At 69.1% G+C, this 12,554-nt stretch carries 13 protein-coding genes; 1 reads left to right on the top strand and 12 read right to left on the bottom strand.

From position 1 onward, the window contains the following. Window positions 1–516: 516 nt before the first annotated feature. Entirely contained in the window at window positions 517–1,038 is a 522-nt protein-coding gene (locus ACIBAG_RS09370) for a VUT family protein (protein WP_031477126.1), read from the top strand. Window positions 1,039–1,710: 672 nt separating this feature from the next. Here ACIBAG_RS09370 and ACIBAG_RS09365 read toward each other — a convergent pair. From ACIBAG_RS09365 to ACIBAG_RS09310, 12 genes are all read right to left on the bottom strand, one after another. Next, window positions 1,711–2,031, bottom strand: a complete 321-nt coding sequence (locus ACIBAG_RS09365) for a hypothetical protein (RefSeq protein WP_055550313.1) — start codon at window positions 2,029–2,031, stop codon at window positions 1,711–1,713. A 68-nt stretch (window positions 2,032–2,099) separates the two neighbouring features. Then, complete coding sequence (locus tag ACIBAG_RS09360; RefSeq protein ID WP_399102755.1) at window positions 2,100–2,399, bottom strand: hypothetical protein; 300 nt, start codon at window positions 2,397–2,399, stop codon at window positions 2,100–2,102. Next, entirely contained in the window at window positions 2,399–3,448 is a 1,050-nt protein-coding gene (locus tag ACIBAG_RS09355) for a major capsid protein (protein ID WP_144383711.1), read from the bottom strand. The genes ACIBAG_RS09360 and ACIBAG_RS09355 overlap by 1 nt, the downstream gene beginning before the upstream one ends. A gap of 14 nt (window positions 3,449–3,462) precedes the next feature. Further along, complete coding sequence (locus ACIBAG_RS09350; RefSeq protein ID WP_144383710.1) at window positions 3,463–3,879, bottom strand: head decoration protein; 417 nt, start codon at window positions 3,877–3,879, stop codon at window positions 3,463–3,465. A gap of 104 nt (window positions 3,880–3,983) precedes the next feature. Beyond that, window positions 3,984–4,691, bottom strand: a complete 708-nt coding sequence (locus tag ACIBAG_RS09345) for a hypothetical protein (protein WP_383365594.1) — start codon at window positions 4,689–4,691, stop codon at window positions 3,984–3,986. A gap of 127 nt (window positions 4,692–4,818) precedes the next feature. Further along, on the bottom strand, window positions 4,819–6,528 hold the full coding sequence (locus ACIBAG_RS09340) for a hypothetical protein (RefSeq protein ID WP_399102752.1): 1,710 nt from the start codon (window positions 6,526–6,528) through the stop codon (window positions 4,819–4,821). A 123-nt stretch (window positions 6,529–6,651) separates the two neighbouring features. Beyond that, window positions 6,652–7,437 carry an HNH endonuclease gene (locus tag ACIBAG_RS09335; protein ID WP_031477119.1) on the bottom strand — a complete coding sequence of 262 codons (786 nt, stop codon included), beginning with the start codon at window positions 7,435–7,437 and terminating at the stop codon, window positions 6,652–6,654. Between the two features lie 68 nt (window positions 7,438–7,505). After that, window positions 7,506–8,942 (bottom strand): terminase large subunit domain-containing protein, encoded by a 1,437-nt coding sequence (locus ACIBAG_RS09330; protein WP_399102749.1) that lies wholly within the window; start codon window positions 8,940–8,942, stop codon window positions 7,506–7,508. A gap of 53 nt (window positions 8,943–8,995) precedes the next feature. Further along, the gene (locus tag ACIBAG_RS09325) at window positions 8,996–9,529 is read right to left on the bottom strand and encodes a hypothetical protein (RefSeq protein WP_224736245.1); all 534 of its coding nucleotides are present in this window, start codon (window positions 9,527–9,529) and stop codon (window positions 8,996–8,998) included. A gap of 24 nt (window positions 9,530–9,553) precedes the next feature. Then, window positions 9,554–10,456: a ParB N-terminal domain-containing protein gene (locus ACIBAG_RS09320; protein ID WP_399102746.1), complete on the bottom strand. Its 903-nt coding sequence runs from the start codon at window positions 10,454–10,456 to the stop codon at window positions 9,554–9,556. 2 nt (window positions 10,457–10,458) lie between these two features. Beyond that, window positions 10,459–11,793 carry a hypothetical protein gene (locus tag ACIBAG_RS09315; protein ID WP_399102744.1) on the bottom strand — a complete coding sequence of 445 codons (1,335 nt, stop codon included), beginning with the start codon at window positions 11,791–11,793 and terminating at the stop codon, window positions 10,459–10,461. A 133-nt stretch (window positions 11,794–11,926) separates the two neighbouring features. Continuing rightward, window positions 11,927–12,328: a hypothetical protein gene (locus tag ACIBAG_RS09310; RefSeq protein ID WP_330283556.1), complete on the bottom strand. Its 402-nt coding sequence runs from the start codon at window positions 12,326–12,328 to the stop codon at window positions 11,927–11,929. Window positions 12,329–12,554: the final 226 nt, after the last annotated feature.

The following is a 12,554-nucleotide window of genomic DNA, read 5'->3' as shown; positions in this document are numbered from 1 at the left end:
TTTAACAACTGACACGAGCTTAGGCGCCCCCACTGACAACACGGTCGACGGACCATTACTGAAACTCGCACACATATTCGAGATTGGATTGCGGGTGTGTCGTTGATGGCACCTACCTGGCGTTAACATAGCGAGCCAATCGGCACAAAAAGGGTAATCGGATGCGCCGCGTGACGCGTGACGCGCCAGAAAATACGACTGAAACGGAACCTTGCCCTGCGAGGCAAGCTCGGCTTCGCGGCCGAGGGAGGCTCGCCGTCACGATCGTGCCGCCGCGAGGAGTGGGTCGCGTGACCTGCGCCGGTTCGAAATGGCTTCGGCGTGTAGGGGTGCACGGCGTTAAGTCGTTCACGCATATGCCTCTGACAGTGCACTTGATCTCGGCCAAAGTCCTGAGCCTGGGGCCGGGTACGTAGTGTCAGTGCCCTGGGCTGTACTGTCTGGGCGCTCGCCTCGCTGTCCGTCCGCGGCGTGGTATCGGCGCAAAGACGACATCACTGACACAGAGAGAAGAACGTGAAGCTCCCCGCCCCTGCCGGTATCGCGACCCTCGTCGCCTACGTCGCCACCATCCCCGCGGCGAACCTCGCCGTCACCCACTTCGGAGCCGTCCCCGTCGGATTCGGCTACGCCGCCCCTGCCGGCGTCTACATGGTGGGTCTCGCCTTGGTACTTCGGGACCTCGCCCGTGAGTCCGCCGGCCGTGGTGCTGTTCTCGCGGCCATAGCCGTCGGCACCATCCTGTCGTACTTCCTTGCTGACCCGGCGCTGGCTGGCGCCTCAGCTGCCGCCTTCGCGGTGGCCGAGACAATGGACTTCGTCGTCTACGAGCCTCTCCGGAAGCGCGGCCTGCTGATCGCGATGCTCGCCTCGAACGCCGTCGGCCTGCTCGCGGACAGCCTCCTCTTCCTCAAGTTGGCCTTCGGTTCCTTCGAGTACCTGCCCGGCCAGATTCTCGGCAAGGCGTGGATGACCTTCGCTGCAATCGCCGTGCTGGCCCTCCTTCGACGCAGCAAGCCAGCGAGCGCGAGCGCCTGATCACCCTCAACACCGTTGGCGACGTCATCGAGGGTGCTGGTGAGGGCACCGCGTGGCACTGACCTGTGCACGCGCAGTACCAGCACAACTCCCCGTGAACATCTGGCCATTGACGCCAGGGCACGAGTCGCAAGGCCAACTTGCCCCGCTCCTGGCCCCTCCGATACGGTCGCGTCATCAATGAGGGCCCCACCATGCCTAGGTCTGGTGGGGCCCTTTTGTGTCCTCTCGACCCCGGGGGGACCGAGTGTCGCGTGCCACCGTCTTCTTCAGGTTTGGCGGCCAGGGAGACGGCGGCCGTGCTCATGCGAAAGGACAACTGGTGAGTACACACCATGGCACAGGCTCCAGCCAGCAGTCACCCGGGCATGGCCCCGCAGATGACTCCTGGGGCCCGGAGCCTCCATCGTCGACGTCCGCCCATGTACGGCGCGCCAACGTACAACTGCTGATCGGCGGCCGCACCGTCTTCGCGGTGTACATCTCGCCCGCGATTGTGACGGGTGCAGCAGTTGCGTCCCTGGTACTCGGGGCGGCGAGTTGGGGCCACTGGCCTTGGCCGTAGAACCGTGAGACACGCCGCGGGGGCACCTGGCCCCGCGGCCTTCGGGCGGTCTCAAGGCACAGACGAAGTGCTGCAGTGTCTCGCCGGCGTGGCCCCAGAGCCGCGCGCTATCTGTAGCAGCGGGTCGGCACGAGCCTAGCCACTGCCAGAGTTTCGCTCGCTTCGTCTTCGTCCTCTGGCGCAGGCACCTGCCGTACAACTTCGATATGCCGCTCGATCCCTCGCAAGTTCTCCTGGAGGTCCATGGTCACCACCCCGTCCACGGTGACCTTCAGCGGGTCCGCGAGGAGCTTCGCTCGCCGCTCGCCCAGCACCTCCAGCGCAACTGCGCGCACCGAGCGCAGTCGGAAGAACCGGCGCTCCAGGTCGGCCGGGTCGGTGTCCGGCCCGATCTGCGCCAGCAGCCATGACCGCTGGAACTCGTCCACCCGCTACTCCCTCCACGCGGTGCGGCCCGCCGCCGGGCTGTTCCCGGTGGCGGGCCGCCTCCAGATGGTCACGACGACGAGGACGCGGAACGACCCGCGCCCCGCCTTGACGGGGACTTCCTCGCCCCGCCCGTGCCAGCCGTCTCCTCCTGGCCGCCGTCCTTGTTCCCGGACGGCCCGAACTTCTCCACCACGACAGTCTCTTCCGGCTCGTCGCAGTCGTCCGGCGGTTCCTCCCACGCGTCCGGGTTGGTGATCAGCGCGGCCACCCCCGGCTCCGGGTAGTCTCCCGGCAGCAGGATCAACTCCTCCCGCTTGGTCGGGTCCTGTACGTAGACCGCGGCCTTCAGCCGCCCCCGGCCCGCCATCACAGGACCTTCGCCACGATGTGCGCGTCCGGGGTGTGCATGACGGGCATCCCGACCGCGGCGCCCTTGGTCCAGATCTGCACGGGGTCATCCTGGACACCTCGGGTGATGATCAGGCCGGGAGCATCCTCGCGGATGATCTCGGGGTTCGACCCGCGCGACAGCACCAGGGCTTCCGCGGTCACCCCGTACATGGTCTGCGCCCACTTCTCCCGCTCCGGCGGCACGAGAATCCACAGGTCCTCGGGCAGCACCTTGCGGGGCTTGCCGTCCACCCGCACCTGGGCCTTGTAGAACTGGATCGGCGGCAGGCTGTAGTTGCCGCGCACCACGTTGATCTGCTGCGGAGTGAGCGTCGCCGTCGGCGTGGTCGACGGGCTCACGGACCCGTAGTAGGCCGCCCGGTAGGCATTGTTTGCCGCCAGGTAGCTGAACGCCTTCCGGGAGGTGATCACCAGCTCCGGCTCCGGCGCGCCGATGTCGTCCAGGTGCTGGATCCACCGCAGCTCGTCCGCGATCGGGTCGGAGGCCGGCTCCGACCACGGTGTCCGGGCGACCGGCATGTTCTCGGCGGGGACGTTCCAGTCCACCTCCAGCGTCAGGCCGTTCTCCTGCTCCAGCGTGAACCGGCCGTCCGCGAGTACGTCGCCGGCGGCCAACTCCAGCCGGGACCGGATGGCCTCGACGTGCCGTTCCACGTCGTCGTACAGCAGTTCGATCAGCCGGTCCTGATCCGAGCCGTGCGACGCCTCCAGCAGGATCTGTTCCTGCTCGGAGACGACGAGCTTCTGGCCCAGCGCGGGCAGCGCGCCCTCGCGGGACGTCTGCCATGCCTCACGGGTTGCGAACGGCACCGAGGCGTTGAACGCCCGGTACTTGGCGACGTTGACGTACCGGCCCGAGTCCTTCGTACGCCACTTCACCTCCCGCATCTCCACGGTCGGGAAGATCGTCTGAGTGAGGAGGAAGTCCTTCGGGGACGGGATCGCCCTGGCGAACGCCGTCAGGTCCATGACCGAGACGTCCTTGAGCAGGTCCTGAATCGTCACAGCTCGGCCCCCGCTCACACAAAGCGGATCTGCGCGGCACGCGGGTGCCACACGAGCTGGGACACGTCGATGCCGCCCGGCACCTTCGATGCCTTCACCGCGCCGTGCCACAGCAGCGCGGCCGGAACACGGGTCTGGCCCGGCGCGAACGGGGCCTCGGCGATCAGGAAGCCGCGCAGGATCTGGCGGCCGCAGTGCGCCTCCGGGTCGTACGGGCCATACAGGCCGGACTCAGCGACCCTGCCGACCGGCACACCGGACAGCACCCGGCCATACGGGTCGCAGCCGTCGCCGCACACGTAGTGCGTGCCCTCGCAGAACAGGTTCAGGTCGAGGGTGATCGTGTCGACGGAGTCGGTGCCGTGCAGGGACGCCAGCCACTCGCGGTTGGCGGTGGTGTACTCGGACTTCGAGACGGGCTGGATGGTCATGTGCGTGTCTCCATGGACGCTGCGGTCAGATTCCGCACACCGCCCACGGAGGCGATGCCGTCCACGAAGTTCAGGGGGCGTGGTCCCCCAAGGTCTGGGCCGGACTATCGGGCTCCGGAGTCGCTGAACTCCGGGATCAGGCCACGGCGCTTGGCCATCTCCAACCCAGCCGAACCGGGCCTGGACACCGGGGCCGTACGGATCGGGCCCCGACCGGCCGGTGCGCCCGCGGGGGCGGCCGGCACAAGCGCGCGGACCCCGCCGAACAACTCAGGGCGACGTGCCCGCAGGGCCTCGGCCGCCGACTGGATCTGCGCCTCGTCCGCGTCCTCCTCATCCACGGCCAGCAGACGCTCCGCGTCCACCAAGTCGTCACCCTCCGCACCGAGCGCCACCAGCGCGGCCCGGCGAAGCGCCGCCCTCTCCCGCTCGGCGGCCAGCTCCTCCCGGCGTGCAGCCTGCAACTCCCGCTCGGCGGCCGCCTGCTCCCGACGCTCCACCTCCGACAGCGCGGCCTGCTCTGCCTCGCGCTGCGCGGTCACGAACTCGGTAAGTGCCTTCGGGGAGTCGAACCCGAGCGTGGACAACAGCCGTTTGATCGCGGCTCGTTCGCCCTGTGCCTTCTCGCGGGTAAGCATCTTGCCCAACCGGTCCTGGGTGACCGTGACCTGCTGCTCCTGGCCGCCGCTGTCCGTGGCGTCGTCGAGCTGGTCGTTCGTCTCGTCCTCCGACGAGGCACCAAGAATCGGGTAGATCGGCCGCCCGTCACGGCGGTGGCCGACAGGACGGCGAGGCGGCAGGGGCCGGACCATACATCTCCTCCAGAGCGCGCCCCCGCGCTGACAGCCAGTGTAGCCACCTGCACCGACACGGCCACGAGCCCTGTCCGACTGCCCCCAGGATGGCGTCGAACAAGGAAGGCACCACCCCGAGGCCGCGTCACCGGCCCGCCTCCACCGGCTCCCGCTCGCTCACCTTCCCCACCGGCTTCCTCACCCCGGCCGACCCCGACCCGTCGTCCTCCTCCTGGTCGCCGTCATCCTCGTCGCGCTCGCGCCGAGCAGCGGCCTCCGCCATCCGCACCGCGGCCTCCTGCTCCGCCTTAGCCCGGATCCGCTCCACCTCCTGCGAGGCGTCCTTGATCGGGTACCCGGCCTCCAGCAGCATCGCCACCGCCGTCTCCAGCGACAGCACCCCCGCCCCGTACGCCTTGACGACCTCCTCCAGCACCGCGCCCCGGTCCGTCGGCGTGTGCGGCGCCCACGCCAGCCGCGCTGGCAGCGTCTCCCCAGCAGCCCAGCCCTCCGCACGCCCGGCCTGGTACAGCCGCTGCACCATCTTGAACAGCAGCCGGTACTTATGTTCACGGGCGAGCCGCATCATGCCGATCAGAGCATCCAGAGGCCCCAGAGCCAGCTTCAGCGCGTACCCCGACGGCACCTCCGTGGCCTCCAGCGTCCCGAGCCCGGCCGCCGTCACCCGCGAGTTGGCCGCGATCCGCTCCAGCAGGTGATCCACGCGCGCCCGCAGTTCGGCCAGCTGCGGCGACGTGTCCAGGGCATCCATCCGCCCGGTTTCGCCGAGTTGCCACACCGCACCGGCCTTCACCTGAAGCTCCTGTGGCTTGCCCGTTGCCCGGTCCACCGGCAGCCGCGCACCCGCGAGGCCGATGATCGGCGTGCCCGTTGTCGCGGAGGCCGCGGAGCTGTCCGAGTCCGTGGCCGCGAGCTCATCGAGCGCCTGCAGAACCCGAGCCAGAATCGAGCGCCCCCACTGCTCCCCGCCGTCCGGGATCGTGTTCGCGATGTGCACCACCGGCACAAAGTCGATCATCAGATCCAGCCGGTTCAGCTCCGTGCCGTCCGATCTCACCCGGAAACGTGCCTTGTCCATCGGCAGCCGGTCTAGCGTCTCACCGTTCTTCAGGTCCTCCAGCAGCCACTCCGCGTCCGTGAGATAGCACGTCACCTTGGACGTCCGCCCCGGCTCCCACGGGTACTGCCGTCCACCAGCCGCAGCGTCGACGTCGCCGTCGGGCTCGTCCTCGAAGATCGGACCCAGCTCGTAGGTCACCCGGCGCACCCTGGCCTTCAACCCTGCGTCGTCGTCCGCCGGCAGCTCCCACGCCAGATGCACGCGGCTTGGGAAGTCCTCATCCTCATCGCCCCACTGCGGGAAGAAGAACCCCGGATCGTAGACCCGCAGCGTCGGCCGCTGCTTCTGCGGGTTCCACGCCAGCACCATCACGCTGTCCCCGAGCAGCACCGCCGCCCGCTCCGCCTGCTGCACCCGGAACGTCAGCAGCTCCTTGTCCGCCCACTTCCGCAACCGGTCCTGCACCGCGGCGGCCTCCGCCGCACCGGGCGTCGGCGTCTCCTCATCGGCGTGCTCCGCGCCCTCGACCGCGACCTTCTGTTCTGAACCGAGGAGGTAGCCGAGCGCGGTGTCTACGAGGTTCGCCGCGTCGCCCAGCTCCCGTCGCTCCAGCGCGCTCTCGTCGCCACCGGCCGCCGCGAGCTGTCCGGCCTGGTTGTTGTCGTACGCCGCCAGCACCTTGTATGCGGCCAGCCGCCGTAGCTCCTGCGGCGGGACCCATGTCTTGGCCAGCTCCGGAAACGCGCGGCTGCCGGGACGCCCGGCATCGGCCATAACGGGCTTGTAGTTCAGCCACGACCACGCATCGATAACGAGTTGGCGCAGGCCCACAGTCTCCTCCGGACGTCGGCCCCGCGCCGTTGATCAGCCTATAGCCCAGCGAACCCCACGACCCGGCTACGTGACACTGGTCGCCCAGGTGGCATGGCGTTCTGCCGCCACCTTGCGCAGGCGTTCGGTAAGCGCACCCCGCTCCGCTCCGTGCGTCTTGTTGCTGTGGCAGTTCGGGCACAAGGCGATCATCGCCGCCGGATGATCCCGGCCGCCGCCAGCGTGGTCATCGATGTGGTCGACCTCGAGCAGCGGCTCCCCGGCCTTCGTCCGGTACGGGAGGTCCGGCAGCAAGCACTCTGGGTTCTCGCACCTTCCCCCACTTCGGATGACCACCGCCCGACGTGCTGCGGAATTCCGAACACGTCGGTCTCCCCCCACGGCCCGCCGCTCCTGATCCCGCCCGGACTCCTCCCATTCCGCCGCCCTCATACACAACGCCCGGTACGCGGCTACCGGGGTGGTGCGAGCACGCAAGCGTCGGGGTGCGTACGGCTCGGGAACCAGATGGAAGCTGTCCGGTGCGGCCTGATCACCTGCCGCCTCATCCAGCCCTGCCCATGCGGCCTTCAGCTGTGCTTCGACCGCCTCCTGTTCGGCACGGTCCTTGACCACGAGCGTCAGCCTCTGGCCCTGCCTGGCCATCTCGATCGCCACCGCCACAGCGGTCGCGGTTTTCCCCGTCCCGGTGGGCAGACTCATCACGCTCTTCATGCCCACCCCGAACCGGCCGAGCGCGCCCTCACGGCGAGATCTCATCTTGCGGGCGTCCACGACCGACGCCACGGCCGGAACCCCAACGGTCCGGCCGCTCTCCACCCATGCCGGCATCACCCGAGCTTCCCCCGCCATCCCCGACTCCCTGTCTGTCCAGCGCCGATCAACGCTGCCACAACCCACTGACAACGGCCTTGGCCCAACTACCGCCGACCAGCGAGCCGCTGGTCATCCCCACCACGCGGAGGCGGCATCGTCGGATCCAGGAACAGGTCCCACAACGCCCACACCGCCGAGTCCAGCAGGTCGGGCGAGTCCTCCGTCTCGCCCTGGCCGACAAACGTCGTCATCTGCTCCTCCAGCTCCGCGAACCGCCGGGCCGGACCGACATGCGACACCCTGGCCTGCTCGTACAGCTGCGCCGCCGGCGCCGCCCGCGCCCGCTTCCCACGCGTTGCATGAACGATCCGCCAGTTCACCGTCGGGTCCACCTGCTCCAGCAGCGCGGGCAGGTAGTCACCACCGTTGTTGGCCTCGATCACCACGTAGTCGGCGCGGTGCTCGTGGTATAGCTCAGCGGCCCGCTTCATCGCTTGCGTCGGCGTATGCCGGTCCTGCTCGCAGTGGAGCAGATACCCGCGAGGCCGGTCATCCCCGAACATCGTCTCCACTGGGAACCCACGGCCCGCCACGGTGAACGCGGTCATGTCCGCGTTCTCGTGGCTCTTGGTCGCCGGGTCCACGGACACCACCACGCGCTGGAGGTCAGGCAGATGCTCGGGCCGGGGGCGGAAGCCCTCGACTTCCAGCATCCACCCCTTCCACAGCGCGCCCTCCACGTCCTCGAGTAGCTCGCCGGACAGCTCCTGCCGCCCCAACCGGGTGCCGGCGTATTCCTCCTCCAGCTCTTCTCGGGCCGCCGCCGACAGGTTCGCGTCGTTCTCCCGCATGTGCCCGCGGGTCAGCACCACCCGAGGCTGCGCCCCGCCCTCCAGGTGCGCCTTCTCCTGGGCACGGCCCCGCTCGACGAGCCTCTTGACGTGTGGGAGCGGCTTGGGCGTCGTGGAGATCACGACTTGCGGGGTGTCCGCCTCACGCAGGCAGAACCACAGCATGTCGTAGACCTCTTGCGCGGTGTGCCGCGACCAGGCCGCGTACTCGTCGCACCATGCCTTGTCGAACGCCCAGCCGCGCAGGTTGTCCGGCGTCTCTGCACCGAATCCCCGGATCAGCGTGCCGTTCACCAGGCGCAGCGTCGTTTCACCCAGCGACGAGTTGTACTTCGCCACTTCCTCAGGCGGGAACACCGACAGCAGCCCCGACTTCGGGGACTCGAAGCAGATGTCCCGCACGAGCGTCGCGTTCTTCGCCACCACCGCGATCTGAAGACCTGGTGTCTGCGCCCACTCCTTCACCGTCTCCGCCGCCGTCCGGGACTTGCCCCAGCCACGGCCGGTGAGCAGCATCCACACCGTCCACAGCCACAGCGGCTTACGCTGTGCCGCGCGGGCATGGTGGTGCAGCCACCCAACGTGGGGCAGCCCATCACAGTTCGGGACCTCGCACGCCCACCTGCGCGCCGACAGCTCATCGGCGCGGACCAGTGCGGCGACCTCGGCCTTCATCTGCTCATCGCTCATTACCGACGGGTCCGCGAACCCCTCAACCATGCGGCGCTTGGCCCGACCGCGGCTCACTGCGCGCCCTCCGACAGCCGGCGCTCCAGTTCACGGCGGAGCTGGTCCATCCGGGCCCGGCGCTCCTCGTCCGACAGTGAGGCCACGTCCACTCCCTGGTCCCGGTCCTCGACCGTCCCGGCCGCCGGGGCCTCACCCACGGCCCGCCGTTCGATCTCCGCCGCGACCTGGATGTAGCGCAGCAGTTCGGATGGCGACAGTTCCCGCGGGTCGAGCGTCTGAAGCCGCGCGACCGCCTTGCTCTGAACGGCCTGCGCCAACTTCGCGTGCCTGCGGGCGATATCCCGCCGCGCCTGTGCCTGTTCCGCGAGGAACAGGCGGTCCTGCTCCCGGTCGTAGGCCGCGGCCCGCATCACCCATGCGTACTGCCGCGACCACCGGCCCAGCAGCGTGCGGGATTTATGCAACTCGCGTGCCGTCTTTGTCAGACTCCGCGCTGGACCGAGATCGCGGTACACGGCGAACGCCTCGAACGCCTGGACCGACTCCCCGCTCTGCCGCTCCCAGGACTCCACGGTGTCCTCGGCCACCGCTCACCTCCTGGCCGACGGCCGTCAGTTGCTCTGTGCGGCCAGGACTTCCAGCGCCCGCCACGGCTCGTCGGCCGGCACGGTGCCGTCCTGCACCATCCGATCGATGGCCGCCCGCACGACGGCGGCCGTCTCCACCGGCACGTCCCGAACGCCGAACACCGTCTCCAGCGGTGCTGTCCCCGCCCTCGTCGCCTCTCCCGTGGTCGTGTCGAACCAGCCCTCGGCCAGCTCGCCGAGATGCCGCTCGAACACAGCGAGGATCACGCTGAGGGCCGTCGCGCTGTTGCCGATCTTGTATGCGGCTCGGGAGGTCTCCAGCGCATCGAGCACCGGCTCGTACTGCTCCAGCCCGGCCACCCACCGCTGGTCCGCCGTCGCCGTGGATCGGGCCGCGTCGAACGCGGCCTCGGCTCGCTCCAGCTCATCGGGCAGGAACATGAACTGCACGCTGGCGAAGTCGAGGTTCGCCTCGCCCAGGGAGGCGACGTCCACCTTCTCCAGCAGGTCCAGGGCCTTGTCGTCCAGGCCCGTGTACTGCCGCCACTCCACCGACTCCAGCTCGTCGTACAGCTCCTTGAGGATCGCCGGATCGTCCTGGCCTGCGATGGCGTTGTGCGAGAGCTGGAGAGCGATCTGCCGCTGGCGGGGCAGCGGCTCGTCTATCTGCATCCACCAGATCTGCGGCAGGCCGGCCTCGATCGCGGCGAGCGTGCGGTGGTTGCCGGACAGGACGACCAGCCGCCCCGTCTCGCGGTCCTTCCACACCAGCGGCGTCGAGGTCAGGCAGCCGTCACGCTCGATGTTCGCCACGAGCTGCCGGAACTGCTCGTGTGGCAGGAACCGCGCGTTGACGTCGAGCAGCGTCAGCGTGCGCGGGTCGCCTTGCACCATCTGCGGCGGGTCGAGGCGAGTGGTCTCCTCCATGGTCAGACTCCCGTCTTCGTCGTCGGGGCGCCCCACCGCTTCGCCCACATCTGAAGGGCCTCGGCCAGCGTGTGCTGGCCCATAGCCCCCTGGTATTGGAGCTGGAACTTCCAGCCGTCCTCGTTCGACGGGCTGCGTTTGTGCAGCCGCAGCAGCCCGCGGTACTTCATCGACACCGGGTTGTTGCTGAACGCCGTCGTCGCCACCCTCCGGATCCGCCGCGAGAACGCCCGCTGGCACAGCAACTGCGCCTCGGCGCTGGTGGCCGCGAGCACGATCAGCTTCGACAGCCGCGGGTAGTCCGTCGGCGCGACCGCGAAGTCCGAGAGCACGTACGCCTCGTCCGGCGTGTACGTGCTCGGAGCCATCGCGAACACCCCCAGCAGCCGTCCACCGCCGTCCTTCACCGCGACGGCCAGGTTCGCCGCGCCCGGCGCGATCTTCGGGTTGAGGTAGCGGGAGCGCAGCGCATTGAACTGGCCGGGCTTCAGCAGCGACAGCGTGAGCGGACCGACCAGTTCGTCACCCTCGCGCAGGCGGGGGACCTTCACCGGTTCGATCGGCTGGCGCGGAGCAACGATCCTCGTCCGCGCCTGACTGGCGTACACGTAGAAGGGAGCGGCGCGCGGGGTCGCCTTGATCACGCCGTGCAGGTAGGGGTGCAGCTCGGGCACGTCGTGGTTGGAGGCCGTCAGCCAGTACGGCCGATCCGTGATGGCGCCGAGCACGCTGACCACGTCGTCGTCGGACAGCGGCTCGTATTCAGGCGCGTCCCAGGTGAAGTGCGCCTCCAGCGGCTCGTACAGCTTCTCGTAGCCGCCGCCGTAGAAGGGAGGGAAGGAGCACACTGGGGCGTCACGGGGAACCTTCTGGAGCCAGGAGCGCACGTCTTCCACCTCGTACGAGGCGAGTTCGATGTCCGAGCCGGACAGCCGCTCGACCGTCTCGGCGTGCTTGACCTTCCACTGCTCCCGGTAGGAGCGAACGACCCGCTCGTGCCACAGCCCCTCGCGGCCGACGCTGGCGAGGAACCGCGTGCCGAGCATCAGCGTGGCGACGGTGCCGACACCGTCGTCCAAGGAGTCCGCGAGCCAGCCGAGTTCGTCTCGGCTCTCCTCTCGGAGCTGGATGCCGACCGGTTGCCGGGTGAGCCATCGGCCGACCGCGCTGGTGTAGATGGACACGTCGGAGGAATGGAGGGCGAAGCCCATGCCGGCCACGCTGCGCTCGATGGTGAAGTTGCCGCAGCACGGGACGTACACCGGGCCGCTCGGCCACTGGCTGGCGGTCTCGCGCACGATGGAGCGCATGGGGCCCGGGATGGTGCCCTGGAACATCTCTCGCCTCCCGACGAACGACAGCGCCCGGCCCCGGCGGGTGCCGGGGCCGGGCGCTGCGCTGGAACCTTACACAAGGAGCAGGCAGCCCTTTGGAATCATGTCACCTATCTTTGCGGCGCGGTTCCGACGCTCATATCAAGGTGCCCTGCTGATCCATCGGGGACAGCTCCCGCACGTCATCTCCGGTGGCCTCCTTCCACCAGGCGGCGAACACTCGGCGGTGGCACCACAGGCCCGGCTTGGCCAGGTCCTCGAAGCAGAGCAGCACCAGGCGGTGATCACCCTCGGCCTGCGTGATCTGCCGCAGCCGGGCGGCGATCCGCTCGGGCCCGAGCCGGTCGAGGTCAGCACGGTAGGCCGTCGTGAACTCGGGCTCGGGCTGGGAGAGATAGTCCCGACGCGGCGCGAGCTCCCGCACCGAGTGGGTGAGGGAGTACGGGAGTTTGAAGCGGGGAGCGCCCAGGGTGATGCGTACCGGCACCCCTTGCGGGGGCTGGAACGCCTGGAACCGATTGGTGAACAGGGTGAGCACGTGGCCATTCCTTTCATGGTGCTCAGATGCCGGGGTGCGTCGACGTCGCCGCCGGCGGCCCCGGTGACCGATGAAGCCGCCCGCTCGGACCTTCGGGGGCCTGAGCGGCACCGGGCGCGTAGGGAGAGTCCCCCTGCACGCCCGGCCCGGGACGAAACGCGTTGGAATTCAGAGAGGAATTCAAGCGGAAAGAGGCGCGGCCGGAATTCCGGCCGCGCCCACTCAC

The organism is Streptomyces sp. NPDC051243, assembly GCF_044455405.1.
Taxonomy (GTDB): domain Bacteria; phylum Actinomycetota; class Actinomycetes; order Streptomycetales; family Streptomycetaceae; genus Streptomyces.
This window is presented reverse-complemented; position numbering and strand designations above follow the sequence as displayed.

Bases quoted from the DNA above. Each gene is read 5' to 3' on its own strand.
- ACIBAG_RS09360 (WP_399102755.1), bottom strand. From the start codon at position 2,399: ATGGCGGGCCGGGGGCGGCTGAAGGCCGCGGTCTACGTACAGGACCCG.
- ACIBAG_RS09330 (WP_399102749.1), bottom strand. From the start codon at position 8,942: ATGAGCGATGAGCAGATGAAGGCCGAGGTCGCCGCACTGGTCCGCGCC.
- ACIBAG_RS09315 (WP_399102744.1), bottom strand. From the start codon at position 11,793: ATGTTCCAGGGCACCATCCCGGGCCCCATGCGCTCCATCGTGCGCGAG.
- ACIBAG_RS09335 (WP_031477119.1), bottom strand. From the start codon at position 7,437: ATGGCGGGGGAAGCTCGGGTGATGCCGGCATGGGTGGAGAGCGGCCGG.
- ACIBAG_RS09320 (WP_399102746.1), bottom strand. From the start codon at position 10,456: ATGGAGGAGACCACTCGCCTCGACCCGCCGCAGATGGTGCAAGGCGAC.
- ACIBAG_RS09345 (WP_383365594.1), bottom strand. From the start codon at position 4,691: ATGGTCCGGCCCCTGCCGCCTCGCCGTCCTGTCGGCCACCGCCGTGAC.
- ACIBAG_RS09350 (WP_144383710.1), bottom strand. From the start codon at position 3,879: ATGACCATCCAGCCCGTCTCGAAGTCCGAGTACACCACCGCCAACCGC.
- ACIBAG_RS09340 (WP_399102752.1), bottom strand. From the start codon at position 6,528: ATGGCCGATGCCGGGCGTCCCGGCAGCCGCGCGTTTCCGGAGCTGGCC.